Source organism: Streptomyces sp. NBC_01077 (assembly GCF_045162855.1).
In the GTDB taxonomy this organism is placed as follows: domain Bacteria; phylum Actinomycetota; class Actinomycetes; order Streptomycetales; family Streptomycetaceae; genus Streptomyces.
Genome location: NZ_CP108669.1, coordinates 1 through 15,859 on the forward strand (window position 1 = coordinate 1; position 15,859 = coordinate 15,859).

At 69.0% G+C, this 15,859-nt stretch carries 9 protein-coding genes; 2 read left to right on the top strand and 7 right to left on the bottom strand.

All coding sequences use genetic code 11. The features are described from left to right. Positions 1-545 precede the first annotated feature (545 nt). Positions 546-2,930, top strand: coding sequence for a Helicase associated domain protein (locus tag OG462_RS00005; RefSeq protein ID WP_406053401.1), 2,385 nt, complete (start codon positions 546-548; stop codon positions 2,928-2,930). Positions 2,931-3,083: 153 nt separating this feature from the next. Continuing rightward, the gene (gene tpg / locus OG462_RS00010; RefSeq protein ID WP_406053403.1) at positions 3,084-3,620 is read left to right on the top strand and encodes a telomere-protecting terminal protein Tpg; all 537 of its coding nucleotides are present in this window, start codon (positions 3,084-3,086) and stop codon (positions 3,618-3,620) included. Here the strand turns inward: tpg and OG462_RS00015 are convergent. From OG462_RS00015 to OG462_RS00045, 7 genes are all read right to left on the bottom strand, one after another. After that, positions 3,598-4,746 carry a hypothetical protein gene (locus OG462_RS00015; RefSeq protein WP_406053405.1) on the bottom strand — a complete coding sequence of 383 codons (1,149 nt, stop codon included), beginning with the start codon at positions 4,744-4,746 and terminating at the stop codon, positions 3,598-3,600. The two genes, tpg and OG462_RS00015, sit on opposite strands and share 23 nt — an antisense overlap. After that, positions 4,743-5,492, bottom strand: a complete 750-nt coding sequence (locus OG462_RS00020; protein ID WP_406053407.1) for an AAA family ATPase — start codon at positions 5,490-5,492, stop codon at positions 4,743-4,745. Before OG462_RS00020 ends, OG462_RS00015 begins: the two co-directional genes overlap by 4 nt. Next, on the bottom strand, positions 5,489-7,114 hold the full coding sequence (locus OG462_RS00025) for a Mu transposase C-terminal domain-containing protein (RefSeq protein ID WP_406053409.1): 1,626 nt from the start codon (positions 7,112-7,114) through the stop codon (positions 5,489-5,491). Before OG462_RS00025 ends, OG462_RS00020 begins: the two co-directional genes overlap by 4 nt. Before the next feature lie 2,098 nt (positions 7,115-9,212). Further along, complete coding sequence (locus tag OG462_RS00030) at positions 9,213-9,392, bottom strand: hypothetical protein (protein WP_406053411.1); 180 nt, start codon at positions 9,390-9,392, stop codon at positions 9,213-9,215. Between the two features lie 761 nt (positions 9,393-10,153). Continuing rightward, positions 10,154-11,434, bottom strand: a complete 1,281-nt coding sequence (locus OG462_RS00035; RefSeq protein WP_406053412.1) for a TniQ family protein — start codon at positions 11,432-11,434, stop codon at positions 10,154-10,156. A gap of 1,227 nt (positions 11,435-12,661) precedes the next feature. Continuing rightward, positions 12,662-14,923, bottom strand: coding sequence for a transposase (locus OG462_RS00040; protein ID WP_406053414.1), 2,262 nt, complete (start codon positions 14,921-14,923; stop codon positions 12,662-12,664). Then, positions 14,920-15,783 carry a TnsA-like heteromeric transposase endonuclease subunit gene (locus tag OG462_RS00045; RefSeq protein WP_406053416.1) on the bottom strand — a complete coding sequence of 288 codons (864 nt, stop codon included), beginning with the start codon at positions 15,781-15,783 and terminating at the stop codon, positions 14,920-14,922. The genes OG462_RS00040 and OG462_RS00045 overlap by 4 nt, the downstream gene beginning before the upstream one ends. Between the last annotated feature and the right edge of the window lie 76 nt (positions 15,784-15,859).

Genomic DNA, 15,859 nt, shown 5'->3' on the forward strand with positions numbered 1-15,859 from the left:
TATGCCCCGGCAAGCCGGGGCATAGAGCGCGAATTGCGCAAGCGCAATTCGGATTCCGGCGCAAGCGCCGGAATGGAATTCCGTAAACGGAATTCTAAAAGCAAGCAAATTCGCGCAAGCGCGAATTGCGGGCACCCGCGCAAGCGCGGTCGCCTAGGCTGGCTATGAGGGGCGGTGCATCGCGCGCGGGCCTGTGTAGGGTCTGGGAATCCCAGCCACCACCGTCCCAATGGGAATGACGGACCGTCGGCCTGACGGGGTATCGAGTGACGGGCTCCGCTGCGCTCCACCCGTGCCTCTCCCCCGCTCTCGCGACAGACCGTCAAGTCCATTGTGACCCTGCCAGCATACGGGGAAACCGGCCGTTAGCGAGTGAGATCGAGTCACGTATTACTCTGGGGGGCGAAGTTCTGGCGCGGGTGATGCATCGCAGATGCCAGCTGTGTAGAGTTTGGGATCAGACACCAATACCCCGGCCCACCACTCGCCGCGCCGGACTTTCTTTATGATTGCGCGCCGTATTCCGCGAAAAGGAGAACACGGGAATGGTCGTGAAACTGCGTGACCACCAGATCGAGGCCGTTGCTGCCATTGTGCGCGGTCTCGATGTCCCGCCGGGCGGTATTCCTTGGAATGGCCTGCGTGGGCAGGTGCACGCCGCGTGCGGAACAGGGAAGACCATCATTGCGGCAGCGTCGGCCAAGCGGCTCGTGCCCAAGGGCCGCGTTCTCGTCCTGGTGCCGACGCTGGATCTTCTGACCCAGACCGTGCGGGCATGGCGTGGGGCTGGGCATGCGGGGCCGGCGGTTGCGGTGTGCAGCCTCACCGATGACCCGGAGCTGTGGAGCCTCAAGGTGCGCTCCACCACGAATCCTGTGCAGCTGGCTCTGTGGCACGGCTCTGGGCCTGTGGTCATCTTCGGGACGTACGCCTCGCTGGGGGTCCTGGCGGAGGCGTTCGAGGGCGCCTACGGGCAGCAGTTGGCGCCCATGGACCTCACGGTGGTGGATGAGGCGCACAGGACTTCCGGCTCGATGGGTAAGGCGTGGGCCGACGTCCATGATCAGACCGTGATTCCGTCGCGTCGCCGTTTGTACCTGACGGCGACGCCGCGGATCTGGGAGGAGCGGCTGAACCGCGAGGTCGCGGAGGGGGCGCGTGACCCGCTGCCGCGTGAGATGGCGGCCTCCATGGACGACGAGAAGGTCTTCGGGCCGGTCTTCTACAAGCTGTCCTTGGCGTCGGCGGTGTCGCGCGGTCTGCTGGCGCGGTATCAGATCATCGTTCTGGAGCTTCAGGACCCGGTCGTCACGCCCGAGCGGCTGATGGGCGAGGAGCGGCATACGGAGGAGGTACGCGGTCAGCGGCTCGGGGCGCTCCAGGCCGCGCTGCTGCACACGATGGCGCAGCACGGTCTGTCGACGTGCATCACGTTCCACCATCGGACGATGGAGGCGCAGGCGTACGCGGAGGGCCTGGAGAAGGTGGCGGCGAAGCTGCACGCCGATCAGCCTGAGACGTACCCGAGGCGGATCTGGGCGGACTGGCTGTGTGGCGAGCACGCGCCCGAGCGCCGGCGGGAGGTGCTGGGCGGGTTCGGGTCCACGGTGCAGCGGGCTGTGCTGTCGAACTGTCGTGTCCTGGGTGAGGGTGTCGACATCAGGGCGGTGGACAGCGTGGCGCTGCTGGACCCCAAGGGCGCGCCGCACGACATCGTGCAGGCCATCGGCCGCGCTCTGCGTCAGAAGCCCGGAGAGGGCAAGGTTGCTTCGTTGATCGTGCCGGTATTTCTCCAGCCGGGAGAAAAGCCAGAGGACATGTTCACCTCCGGATCGTATCGGCCTTTGGTGAAGGTCCTTGAAGGTCTGCGCGCTCACGACAATGAGGCCGTGGAATTGCTCGCCATTCCTCAGGAGCCTCAGAGGAACTGGGCAGAGCCGTCTGTGAATATCGGTTCGGCGCCCGGGGAGGGTGAAGAAGAAGCCCGTCTGTTGCTGCGTTTCGCGGCTCCGCGTGACCCGGTGATGGTCGCCGACTGGGTCAGCTTTAACGTGATCGACACCGAGCGGCAGGACTGGGCGCGTGGCTGGGCGAAGCTGAAGGCGTACGTCGAGCGGGTCGGGAACGCGAGAGTGCCCTACGGACACCGGGAGGGTGCGGCACCCCTTGGGCAGTGGGTGGCGGAGCAGCGGCGGGCCTACGCGGCTGGGGAGATGAGCGGGCAGCGAGCCGGGCGGCTGGAGCGGCTCGGGATGGTGTGGTCGGTGGCGGATGAGCGGTTCCAGGAGAACCTGGCGGCGGCGAAGGCGTACTACGAGGAGCACTGGACTCTGTGCGCGCCCCGGTCCGCGACGATGCTGGACCGGCCGATCGGACAGTGGCTCGCGAACCTTCGCCGTCCTGGTGCGCTGGAGGGCCGCCCGGAGTGGAAGGCCGCGCTGGAGGCGGCGGACGAGGACTGGAGCCCGTCGTGGCCGGCGGAGTGGCAGCGGCACTTCGCGGTGGTGCGGGAGATGCTCGCCGAGGAGACCATCCTGGCGTACGTCGAGCCGGGGGTCACCGTGCACGGCATGGACATCGGCAAGTGGCTCGCCCGACAGCGCAAGCCTGAAGTCTGGGCAGCCCTCACGGAGGGGCAGCGCGAGCGCCTGGGGGCCGTCGGCGTCATCCCGCACGCCCCGGAGCTGGAAGCACCTGCGAAGCCGTCCGCAGCGCCCGTGAGCGCCTTCGAGCGGGGTGTTGCGGCCCTGGCCCAGTACAAGGCTCGTACGGGCTCCGTGGTCGTCCCCAGGGCCCACACAGAGCGGCTGGAGGATGGCACGGAGGTCAAGCTCGGGGTATTTCTGAGCAACAGCAAGACCCGTCGGGCCAAGCTCACCGCGGACAAGCTCGCCGCGCTCGCCGAACTCGGACTTCAGTGGGCGCGTTGACAGAGTGTCTTCTCGAAGTGATCTCCAGAGCCCTACCGCATCTCAATACTGCGTGCAGGAAGATCGAGATTCCGGCTGCCCGTCGCCGTCAGACATGGGAGACCCGGTGCATGAGGCGATCGACGGACGGAGGCCACGGTGGTACGGGCGGCGTTGGATCAGTTGCTGTTCACGCAGCCGGTGCCGGGTACCGCTGAGGAGCAGTTGCGTGTGCTGCTCAGGTGGGCGAAGGGGTCGAAGCGGGTGGTGGCGCAGGAGTTGGGGGTGTCGTTGCGGACGGTTCAGCGGTGGACGGCGCGGAGGGGGTCGGGGCGGGGCAGGCCGAGTGGTCGCCACCTGGTGCTGATCGAGGAGCGGGTGCGGGCGCGGTGGCAGCCGCGGGTGCGGGCTCGTCGGCAGGCTGCCGCGGAGGAGCGGGGGCTGGTGGTGCACACGCGGGCGCGGTTCGGGTTCGCGGCCGGTGCCGGTACCTCTGACGATCCCCGGCTCCGGCTGCTGACGGTGGCGGTGCCCGGAGAGGTGGCACGGGAGCTGTTTCGCGCCTGGGAGGCCGGGGCTTCCGACGGACAGCACGAGGTGATCCTGGGCCGGGCGTTGGGGCACGTCTACTTCCGGCAGGCTGGCCGGCGGGCGGACGCGCTGCAGGTGCGGTTCGGGGAAGTCGACTTCATCGACTTCGGGCTCGCGTAGCGGCTGTGGAGTTGCCTCCGGCCGGCGGTGGGGCGGGCTGGCCGGTCTCATGGCTCAGTGCCTCGTGTTTCTCCCGCCAGTCCCAGACCACCGGGCCGCGGTGCGTGCCTGCTCGGCCGGCCGGGGGCTGGGGCGGGCGGAGTCTGATGGTCTCGGCCAGGCGTAGGAGGGCGGGGCGGTCAGTGGGGGCGGCCAGGAGGTGGGGTGTGCTGGTGAGGTGTGCGAAGCGGGTCGCGGCGTGGAGGAAGACGGTGGCCCAGGGCGGGATGGGGTAGATCGCGCAGCCGTCGGTGTACCGGGTGCGGTCGTGCAGGGTGAGGGTGTGGTCGGCGGGGTGGAAGCCGTCCGTGTGGGCGGTGGTGAGTTGTTGGAACGAGGCTCCGGTGGCGATGGCTGCCGCGAGGGCGGCGGCGCGGGCGGGGTGGGCTGTCGCGGTGTGCAGGCGGTCGGTGAGCCGGGCTGTCTGGGCGGGCGTGGGTGGTAGGGGTGCCGGGCGCTGGTGGTAGACGATCGGCTTCGGTGCGCAGGCGGTGGTGCAGGGCTGGGGGCTGTCGTAGGAGACGAGGCGGTCGAGGGCGGCGAGGGTTATCCAGCGCAGGGCAGCGGGCGAAGCGGGCAGGGTGGGAGCTGCTGGCGGCGGGCTGGATGAGGCGGTGTCGCCCAGGTAGAGGGCGCGGGCTTCGGTGAGGGTGTGGACGGTGGTGTGGTGGCCGGCTGCCAGGGCGCGGTGGAGGGCTGCGGTCAGGCGGGGGCGGTGGACGACGAGGGTCAGGTGGATGCCGGTCTGGCACTGCAGGTCGAGGAGGCATTGGAGGCGGCGCTGGTCGAGGAGGTGGGCGCGCAGGACGGTCAGGCGGGTGACTGCCAGGGCGGTCGTCCACGCGGCGGCGGCCTCCCACAGTGGTGGTCGGCCGTGCGGGTACGGGCCCGGGATGTGGGCCGGTTTGCCCAGGGCCTGGAGCAGGTCGGAGGCGAGGGCGGTGTCGCTGGTCGTGCCCGGGCCGGGGTGAAGGGTGATGCGGCTGGCCTGCGGGGCGTGCGCGGCCAGGGCGGTGTGGGTGAAGGCGGCGTCGTCCCCGGGGTCGAAGACGACGGCGAGGCCTGTCCGGGGTGCGGGGAGGGTCATGCGAGGCGGCTGAAGGCCCAGCGCAGCAGGTCGCGGTCCGGGCGGGGGCGGCTGGTGCGTTCCAGGGCGGTGCGCAGGTGGGCGGTGAGCTGGGCCCAGGCTCGGAAGTTTCCGTGGGCGGCCTGCTCGTCGGCGAACGTCACGTCCGCGGGGTCGGCGTCCTCCCAGACAGGGTGGAAGAGCGGGACGACCTCGAGGACCTCAGCCGGGGTGAGACGGGTGAACTGCTGCCAGATGAAGATCCGGGAGGAGAGCATCGGCTCCCGGCGCAGCACGGTATGCGCGCCGGCGCCGCCGACGAAGACGATCGCGATCTGTGTGGCGGGCTCGTCCCACAGGTAGCGGAAGTACTCGAACGCCTCCCCGTTGAGCCACTGCGCCTCGTCCACCAGGAATGTACGGGGCCGTTCCGCCAGAGCCGTTTTCAGGAGGCGGTCGAACTCGCTGGGGTGACGGGGCGGCTCCCCCGGCAGACGCAGGGTCTCGAAAAGCTCGTAGCGGACTGCGCGGGCGGTGGGGCGGGCGCGGAAGGTGACCCGGCACACCTCCTCGCCCGCCGTCTCCTCCAGCTCGCGCAGGCAGGTGTTGACCGCGAGGGTCTTCCCGAACCCGGCACCGCCGTGGATGCACATCATCGCCCGGGCCGCGACCGTGTCGGCGATGTTCTCCCTGGCGGTCAGCAGAGCTCGGGTCGTCACGATCTGCGCATCGGGCAGATCAACGTACTGATACGTCGGGGCAGTCACCGCGATTCTCCCCCGCCGGTCAGGTCGGCACCGGCACCGGCGGCAGCGCCCGGGCTGTGAGCGCCAGCGGTGCCTGAGCGGGGCAGCTCGTCAGCGGTCGGTGTATCTGCAGGGGCGCGGTGGGTGCGGGCCACAAGGGAAGGCGGCGTGCGCCAGCCGGCCGGAGGCGCAGCAGGCGGAATCAGATCCGGCAATGCCAGCCGCGACAGATCCGACTGCTCGGCCGCTGCCAGCTCCCGGCCGGCCTCCGCCCCGGTCACCGCACCAAGCCGCTCGGGCTTCCCTGGCCGGGTGGCTGCGGCGTAGCGCTCACGCTGCGCTGCGGCAAGGTCCTGCCGCAGCCGACGGGTGCGGGTGGCCCGCGCTGTACGTACCGCGCTGATCTGCTCCGGTGTGGCGGCGTCCGCCAGTTCGGCGGGGCCCAGGTATCGGCCGGTGGCGGCGTCGAAGACCTCGATGCGGTGCTGGTGGTGCGGCATGAACCGCACCCGAACTCTCAGACCCGACTGGCCTGTCATCCACGCGCCCACGTAGTCACGGCTCCTGAACCGGACACCGCGCGTGGAGATCACCCGGAACCGGCCGGTCTCTTCCAGCGTGAACGTCCACAACTCCTCGGCACTCACCTCCCGCAACGGTGTCGGGTCTGTCTCCCAGGCTTCCAGCGGGGTCTTCCCGCCCAGTGGATCGGGCTGGTGCACGGTGTTCCACCACGACACCCAATCCAGCAGCCGAGCGGTGAAGTCCTCGAAGTCGAGCAGCACCTCGTCCCTCGGGCGGGCGGGACGCTTGCCGGGGCGCGGCTGGCGGACGTATCCGGGCAGCGCGGCAAGGAACATCGACTCCACGGCCCGGTTCAGGCCCTCCACCGTGCCCTTCAGGTGCGGGGTGTAGGCAGGCAGGTCCTCGACGGTGACGTCGAGGGCGTTGAACGCGGCGGCAACGGTCTTCGACAGGAAGTCCTTGCCCCGGTCCACGCGTACCTTTTCCGGCAGGCCGCCCTGTGGCCCGAACGGCTCCTCGCGCACCACCGCGGCGCGCAGCGCGGCCAGGACGGACTCCCGCGACGGATGCCCCGGTGTGACCGCGACACCCATGATCGTGTTCGAAGCGCAGTCGACGAACCAGGTGATCCACGGCCGGCGGACGGTGCCCTCGACGTCGACCAGGACCGGGGCCTGGACGTGATCGGTCTCCCAGACCTGATTCCGCCATCCCCGAGGCCGGGACAAGAACACATCGTGCCTGCGAGCCTCGCGCTCACCGCCGGCATGCCCGGCCCGTTCCCCCGGCGTCAGATCACGCCGGATCGCGCGGTGCAGCGTCGGAACCGACGGAGGCGGATCACCCTCGCCCCTGGCTGCACGAGCCGTCAACTCACGATGGACAGCGGCGACGTTCCCCTTCCATAGCCCGAGCAGAGCCCGAACCTCCGCAGTGACCGTGAACCGTCCCGGATACGGGGCCCGCTCCCCCGGCGCCACAGCCGCGGCCTCGTCCTCCTCAGCGGCAGCCAGCCACCGCCACACCGCCCGCTCCCGCACACCCAAAGCATCCGCCGCCACCCGGACGTGCCGGGTCGTAAGGATCCCCTTCCGACGCAGAGCCAGGAGCCGGCGCACCGCGGGGCCCCGCAACGCCCGAACCGACACAGCAGGCAAAACAGCGGCCGACTCGTCACCCGATCCCTCCGAGGCCACGTCCGGTTCTTCTCGTTCCACCCGTCGATCACACCAACCACCCGCCGGCCAGTGGATCAGAACTCACGAAACTGAGACAGCGTCACACCTGCCGCGATAAAGACCCACGACAGCGATCCCCCACCGATCTCTCACCACCATGACAGTGACCCCACACCTCTCAACCGGCCCTGACCAGCATCAACACACCCAGACCACTGTCTCTCACACCACTGTCACCAAACCGAGAGATCGCACCTGACGCGGCAGACGGGGATCACGGTCCCGGCTGACGGGGGGATTGGGGGCGGCCCGACGGTACTGCTCCCAGAGCGCATCTGGGCGCCGGGGCGAGACCAATCGGCACCCGGGGCCGTGTGCACCGTAGCGGATCACGGGCACATCCCCCGGACGGAACGATCACTCGTCGGGGTGGTCGTGTCCGAGCGAGGTGGTGAGGGAGCTGCGGGGCCGGCTGCCTACGGTGGTCACGTGAGGACGTCCCCCGAGCCTGCCGAGTTCGAGCCGGTGCCTATCCGCGTGGTCCTGCCGGACGGGCAGGACATCGTGGGGCGCCTGTACGCCCGTCGGCAACTCCCTGACGGCTGGGTCTACCTCGTCTCCATCCCCGTCTACCGGAACTCCAACGAGGACGTCGAGCCTGCGGAGTATCGGATGTGGCTCCGGCCCCAGGACCACCTGAGGCCGGTCGAGGGAACGTCGTACGACTCTGTCCCCACCGAGCGGCTTGAACCGCCGTCGCTCGTCCAGCAGATCCTCGGCCCCCGCCGGCCTTCCGGGTGGGTCCTGGAGCCACTCGGCGGGCGGCGTGGTCCGTCTCAGGCCGTGGTGCATGCCGTCGACTGCGCACGTTCGGTGGAGTACTCCGAGCGGTGCTGTTTCATCAGACGCACAGTCCGGCTACGAAGCGCGGGGTCAGTCTTCCTGGGCACGGGTCCCATCCTCTCCGATGGCTCACATAGGAGAGGCAGAGAAGCCGAAAGGGTTCACCGGCCCGTATTGCCGACGGATAGGAACTCAGGACACGACTAGGTACTCGTTACTCAATTCCACCGAGGCCTCGCCGTGATGGACTCTGACCCCTATCTAGAGGGTGCCGACCCACAACAGTCGGCAATATACCTATCAGTTCAAATGTCAGACCCCGAAGGGCCAGTGCGCATGCCTATCAATTACCTACAGATGCTCCTAGAAGAAGGCGGCGGCACTTCTCCGCAATGCGACGGGCAACAGACGTGCTCCGGAACCGATACCACCTGCGGAGAGAATAGCTGCGGCGAACATTCAGGCAACTCGAATGGCGGTGGCAGACTCCCCACAGGCGGGGGCGGTTACGGAATTCTACTATTCGACACGTAGTAGCAGATTTCATATAGGCCAGGCCGCATTCGTTCTTCGCGACCTGGAAGCGATCCTCGATCGCCCACCGTATCCCGGCCCCCCGGGTGGCTCTGCCGATGACGAGGAGCAGCGTTTCTCGGGCGGTTCGGGAGGCGCTGCCCGCGTCGGATATCGATTCCTTCGGATAGCAGCTCGGTGCCGACCGGCAAGACGCCGTGTGCCGCTCGCCCGAGGCCCCGGGACAAAAGCGCTGGCTGCGGGCGTAGATGGCGGCCCTCGTTCCGCCGTTGCCGAGTACCGGCTGGTGCCTTCCGTTCTCGTCGACATCGAGATCCGGGCGCGGTGAGTGCCTCCCGAGGTCGTCGACAACCGCTGTCGTGTGACGTCGATAAAGCCACCCGGGCTAGATCCACTCGGATCTAGCCCGGGTGCGCACGGCTGAATTGCGTCGGGACACGGGCAGACATGGATCGCGTAAGAGGATCTGCGTCGATACCCACCGGGACCATGTCGATCCAGACCGCCGATCCCAGTCGACGGTCTCCACAAGACCCCCAGCGCTCCCCGGCCTGGGGGTCTGCCATGCCCGCCCCAGTCCTGCGGGGGCTCGATGTCGGGTCCGAGGGCGACGACCTGTCAAGGTCGCGATGGGGCGTCGACGGCCGCGCGAGCGCGTCGGCTAGAAGTCGGAGGGCATCTTCGCGTTGAGGGCCGTCACCCATGCCGCCGGGACGGGTCGAGGATCAGGCCCCCGGAACACCGCCGCATCGGCCGTCTCCAGCCCCAGGAGCTGCATCACGCTCGTGCCCGGGTGCGCGGTCGCCACGTGGGCGCCGGCCTCCGTAAGGATCGTCGCCACCGGATCGCTCCCCAGACCACAGGACCACCCGGCCCGTTCCCGAGCACCCCTTGCACCGCATCCACGCCACGTCCACGCCGGTCTCGCTGATCGTCTCCACGCCGTACGCAACGAGCCCCACGCCAACGGATCACGGTCCCCGGCTGACGGGGTGGTGGATTAGGGGCAGCCGGGCGGTAATGCCCCCGGGGTGTGCCCCTGGGGTGTGCCCCTGGGCGCCGGGCCTCACCCACGCACGCCATATCGGCACGGGCTGCCGCCGACCCTACAAGACCGGCGCGGCACCGGGGTCGGGCGAGCCGGGGCTCCACTGGGGTAGAGCGCAGTTCGGCGGTCCAGTCCCCCGTGGAGGCGCGTTCGGCAGCGGTCCGGGCGCGCGGGTCACGGGCAGCCGGCTCAGGAACATGAGGGCCAGGGCCAAGGACCCGGCGGCGTGCGGTACTCACCACCCGATTCTCCCCGAAACGCCCGTGCGCCCGGATCCGGGCCCGCCGCCTCTGCGCACCCTGGGGAGCAAGAGGGAGAGACACTCTCCTGTCCTACGGGGAGAGGTGTCGGCGTCGAGAAACGGTGACCCATGCCCCGTGACCAGAGGAGACGCGGGGTTCCCACGGACGGGTAGGCAACTGGTGGAGCAACCAGTGAGGCGACCACCCACGCAACCAATGAGGCAATCAGCCAGGCAACTGGTGAGGCAACCGGTCGGGGCGGGTACCCGGGTGTGCCGGGACACGATAGATGTCACCTGGACACGTTTGTTGTCACCGGTGGGCCCTCCGGAAGCCGCCGCGCTTGGTGATGATCTCCTCGGCCGTTGCCGCCTTACTCTCGCCGCGTCGGTGGGCCAGGAGGGCGACCTGAAGGGGGAAGGACGTCCCAGGTTTAGTTCGAAGGGCATAGCCCACCTTTCGGTGAATGTAGGTCGCTTCGACCGCCAGGAATTCAAGGAATCGAGCTGCCTCGCGCTCGTCCCGAGCGCTCAGGAACCGATCCGCCATCTCCAGGACGGCGGCGGTAACCGCGGGGTTCTCGGGTGGAGCGATGTAGACGCTGACCTTTCGGCGATAGGCGCCGGGGGTGTCCCGGACGTTCTCGAACGCTCGGTGCCGCTGCTCGGCTTCGTGATCGAGGATCTTGGCCAAGGTTCGGGTGGCAGCATGGGGCCGGGCTTCGGGCCAGGTCATGAGGATCAGCGTGGCGACCGTCCGCAGGTCGTTGAAGTACTGGGCAGTGGGGATGAGCCAACCGACGCTGCTGACGTGTTCCGGTCCGTCCGGAGCAAGGAGGGTCAGCAGCCGGGCCTGGGTGGCGAAGGCGGCCTCCCGAGTGCGACTGGCGGTGGGCAGGAGGTCCCGCGGCCGGTCGGCCTTGGCCAGGTCCGCTCCGCAGGCCGGCCGGACTGCCCGGAGGGTCTCGACCGGTGTAGATGCCCGGCACTGGGTGGGGTGAAGCTCACCGTCCCGCGGCCTGGCGATCAGGTTCTTCGCGTCGCCTTGGACGTGCTCGCCGCAGTTGGGACAGCGCTGCCGGAGGAAACGCCTGTGCCGAAGGCAGGCGAAGACGGCGGACAGGCGCCAGATCCGCTGCCATGCTCCGCCGTGAACCTGCTCGATCTGCGACGAGCTGTCTCCGGCGAGGCAGTCAGGGCAGTACTGGGTGCGGTCGGAAAGAACCCACGGAGAGACAAACCGGGTCCGTTCATCAGCCTGGGACCTGGAGTACTCGGTGCTCAGCGGCCCGTAGCGGGCTCCCAAAGGAGCCACCAGCAGCCCTGTGACCTCCTCGCGGGACAGGCGGGTTGTGCGGCCGAACGCTTCGAGACTGACGTCGTCGAGGCTGAACCCGAGGGCAGGCGAGACACGAGTGATCTTCGTTCCTTCGAGCCGGGTGCCGGTGAGCCCGGTGCGGACATAGAGGTGAAGGGGATCGACACCGAGACGATGGGCCAGCCGCAGGAGGTAGCCGGACAAGGCCTCGCCTTCCAGGGGGTCCAGGCTCCGTGCCATGGGTCGGAGTTGGCTCGCGTCGAGGGCTTCAGGCATCTGCGGTTTGCCCGCCTCGGTCGTCGAAGACCGTGTTGCGGCCTCTCCTGCGCCTGGTGGCCTTGGGAGGCTGGGCGTCCGGGATGACGGGGGATCTCGCCGGCGCTCGGATCGCGGTCGGCGACGTTGCCGAGCCGGATGGGGATCGTGGCCAGCAGCTCCGGTGTCAGTTCCTCGGTCCCTGACTCGATGGCCTCCCTGCAGCCGTCCTCGATCAACCGCTTGAGCAGGCCGACGATGCCGCGTGTGCGGCGGAAGAGGTACTCGGGCATCTCGCCTTCGGTGAGCATGCCCTCCTTGGCCCGCAGCAGCCGCAGCCGGTCCTCGATGCCGACCAGGTGGTCGATGAACGCGGTCATGCCCTCGGCGGTGTCGTAGTCGAACGGGTCGAGGTCAACCAGGTCGAACCGACGCTCGGTCTGGGTGGCCGCGGAGGGGTTGAAGCTGTTGCCGGCCTTGGCCGGACCCAGCGCCCACTGCCCCGTGCGGGGGTCTGCGTGACCGCCTCTGATCAGCCCCGAGTTCGGGATGTCGACGCCGATGAGGACCAGCGTGACGTTGAGGTCCATCAGTTCTCGGACCAGGTCGAGAGTGTCCTGGTCGTCTTCGCGGTGGAGCCGCAGCCGCGTGATGTCGTCCAGCAGCAGCGCGGTGGTGTGATGGTCCCGGATCGAGTCGCGGACCTGCCGGATCATGCCGTTGAGCGTCTTGGCGTGCGGGGCTCCGAAGAAGCCAAGGATGGCCGCGCAGAGCCCCTTGGGGGTGGCCCGCACTGGTGTTCGGCAGTAGGCGACCGGCACGAACAGGTCGCGTGTGCCGGGGACCGGCCCGGGCAGAAGCTGCCGGTGCAGGTCCCGCCAGAGCTCCTCGAAGGCCCCGGCCGCCGCGCAAGCGGTCTCGGTTTTTCCCAGGAAGCCGCCGCCGCTGATCATGAGGCCGTCTCGGGTGCCCGGCTCGAAGTTCAGCGCGTTGTTCCTCAGTCGGCCCCGCATCAGCTTGGTGACCTTCGCGCTCATGGGGGTCTCCAGCAACCCCATGTTGACGTGGGTGGCGGTGCGGTGCAGGTCGTTCAGCGCCCGCCGCCTGGGGCTCAGCGCCGCGTACTCCTCCAAGGACAGCCGCGGCGCCGGAACGAACAGCCCGCGCTGCTGCCGCCACTGTTGCCAGCCTTCCCATGTGGTGCGGTCAGGCGGCGGCCCGGACCGGAGGAAGGGGACGATGCCGCTCTCATCCTGCGTGCGGTCCGCCATGCGGCTCCTCTTCGTCATCCTCCGGGAGGAGGAACAGATCGCGTCTGCCCGACGACTCGCCCAGCGCGGGCGGTGGAGCCGGGCGGCGCCGGACGGCCTGCTCGCGCCGGTGCCGACGCTGGGTGTCGATGCTCTGCTCGGCCTGCCTGGCCCGCTGGCTCCAGCGCAACGGCGTGACCACCGCACCCGCTTCCACGACATCCTCAGTCCGGTCAGCGGCAGGCTCCTGCGGCGGCCGGTCAGCTCGAGCCGCGGCGGCTTGGGTCATCTCGCGGGCATGCTCGGTCCGCTCCGTCTTCCGCCGGCTCTTCCAGCCGCTGACCGGAGCCCGCAGCCCGATCAGCTCCAGTAGCACCGGCAGCAGCTCCTGGTCGGACTTCGGCTGCATCCCGCCGGCACGGACCTTGGCCATCAGCTCGCGTACCCGTGCGTCCCCGAAGGCCGGGGCCTTGCCGTCCGGCGGCAGCCCGGTCCAGTCCAGCGGGTGCCAGTAGTGGGTGAGCGGGTCCTGGAAGAACACCCGCCGGCGGTCCCGGGGATCGCGGCGGATCACCCACTTGCCCTTGTGCCGGCCACCACGGGTGGACCGCCGGCCGCGGTAGTCCGCCAGGGCTGGACCGTCATACCAAAGGTCGCGGATCTTCACCCCGCGCCGGGCGTCGATGCCGACGTAGTGGGCCGGCAGCAGTTCGTAGAACAGCTCCGGCGACGGGATGTCCATCGCGAACCCGGCCTGCGCGAAGGACGCCGCGAACAGGGTGTTCGGGCTGTGGTCCCCGCCCGGATCCCAGCTCGGTGCGTACTCCCCCAGCCGCCGCCTCTGCCAGACCGACACGATCCACGTCGCGATCAAGTGCTCCATCTCCTCGATGGTCAGCACCGCGTCACCTTCCGGATCGGCTCCGCGGTCGGCCGCGTCGATGCCGGTGTAGCCGGGCAGCTGCTCGAACAGCAGTGAACGGATCGAGCCGAAGGCCCGCTCGACGGTCTGCTTGTCCGTCGGCCGCAGCACCCGGACCGGAAGGATGTTGCAGCCCACCACCCGCTCGACCTCGACCAGGTGGTGGTTGCGATAGACCGACCCGTGATCCGTCGTCACTGTCTCGGGTGCGAAGAACGGCAGCCCCGCGACCTTGTGGCCGGCGAACTCGGCGACCACCGCCGCCGGCAAGCCGGGGTAGGGCCACTCCAGGTCCTCGCCCCAGTCGTCCCGCATCGGCAGCGGCAGCATCACATCCCTCAGCAGCATCGCGACGTCGACCGAGGTATCGGACACCAGCGTGAGCCGGAACGCGCAGAGCGAGTGCGTATGGACATCCATCGCCAGTGTGAGGTGGACCTTCACCGGTTCGCCGAACACGCTCTCCCGAACCATCACCGGCAGCACCGTGGTGTCCAACGCGACGACCTGGCCCGGACGGTGCACCAACACATGCCCGTTCTTCTCCGGCAGCTCGGCCGACCGGGCATACCGCTGCCGCGATCCGCCGGGCCCGAACCACTCCTTCCAGACCCGGCAAAGCGTCCGATACGACGGAACGTCCCTGACCGGATCGAGGTGCAGAACTTCACGTACGTACTGACGGATCATGCGGTCCTTGGTCCGCATGCTCACCCTCGAGCGGTGCAGCGTCTCCTGCCGGACGGCGAAGATCGCCTCGCGGACCGCCTCGCTGACGCTCGGATGCCCACCACTCTCCCGCAGCCACCGGTCGTCAGCACAGCCGATCAGGCCGAACCGGCGGCGATCCTGATCCCAGCGGATCAGCGTGCGATAGCCGACCCGGTCCAGACCCAGCAGCCTCGCTTGCTGCCGGTCCATGGCTTCCAGCTCGGCCACCTTCGACAACCGCCGGCTGGTCAGCGTCGTTCTCGCGGGGTCGTACTCAGGCTTGGGCTCACCCGGGCCCGGCCGCAGCGGATCCCCGCTGCGAAACCCCGTCGCCACCTCCAGCAGATGGGCCAGCCTCAACGCAGACAACTCCCGCTTGCCAGGCCCGAGGTCCTGCAGCGTCTTCGTCTGCCGGCCCCTGTCGGCCCCCGTTGCCGACGTCCGTGACGAGGAGCGACAGTCCGGGTGATTCGCCAGGAACCGGAAGCTCACCCGCTGACGGACCCCATCCAGGGCAACAAGCTGGACCCGGCCCAGCTCAGGCTCACGTCGTTCGACGGTCCACTCGCTCCCGTCCAGCACCAGCCCGGCGCCGGGGGACAGATCCAGCACCCGCGCCGCCGTCACGAATCCGGCCCTGTGGAACGGATGACGAACGACTGGTCGCCGAAGGGCCTGCGCAGATCGATGCCCGCCTGGCGGTGCCAGAGCAAGTGCAGCAGCTGAGCCCGGGCCACTGGCGGAAACGGCGTCGCATCCGCCAGCTCTCCGAACGTCCCGCCCTGCCGAGCGGCTTCAAGCAGGCCCAACCTCAGCCCAAGCGGGTCGCTCAGAGCCCGTCGCTGGGAGGAAAACGCATCCACCGCCGCCACGACGTTCTCCCGCCACTGAACGGCAACCACGTAGTGCCAGCCGCAGGCCAACGCGATTTCCGCAGCCGCGGCGAACGCCTCCAGGTCTGATCCCTTGATCAGCGCCTTCGGCCGGACATCGACCAGCCAGACGCCCGCCAGGGTCACGGCGAGGAAGTCCGGGGTGTGTTCCCGACGCTTCCCGCCCGCATCAAATCTGAACTTCACCGGCTGCGCGATCACATCGACCAAGCCGCCGGCAAAGTCCAGGGCGAGCAAGACGCGGGCCTCTTCGAGACTCTCGGCACCGTGATGCCGCCCCGTACTGACAAGGAAGTGCAGGCCAGGACGGTGACGCTGGGACCGCCGCCACGAAAACCAGCGAGTCGGGCCACCGTCCAGGACCGATGTCTGAGCCAGGTCTCGCACCACACAGGACACCGGATCACCACCCGACGACCATGTCGCGGTCCATCTGCTGGCCCACCCCTCAGCGAGATCCAGCTTGTCCAGGCCGTCGACCAGCGACACCGGAACCAGAAGATCAGCCCAGCCACAGTCGTGCGACCACAACCCCCCGTCGAGAGGCGCCGCAGCCATGCCGGCACGCATGCCAGACAGTCGTCCGTCCTCCATGCACTCAGCCAACCGCCGAACCACACAAGATCGGGAGAGATCTCCGGATCTGGTGACAACACGACTGACCGCGTAC

What these genes read in the sequence shown, in the direction of transcription:
- OG462_RS00005 (WP_406053401.1), top strand. Translation starts at nt 546, where the DNA reads ATGGTCGTGAAACTGCGTGACCACCAGATCGAGGCCGTTGCTGCCATT.
- OG462_RS00035 (WP_406053412.1), bottom strand. Translation starts at nt 11,434, where the DNA reads ATGCCTGAAGCCCTCGACGCGAGCCAACTCCGACCCATGGCACGGAGC.
- OG462_RS00045 (WP_406053416.1), bottom strand. Translation starts at nt 15,783, where the DNA reads ATGGAGGACGGACGACTGTCTGGCATGCGTGCCGGCATGGCTGCGGCG.
- OG462_RS00015 (WP_406053405.1), bottom strand. Translation starts at nt 4,746, where the DNA reads ATGACCCTCCCCGCACCCCGGACAGGCCTCGCCGTCGTCTTCGACCCC.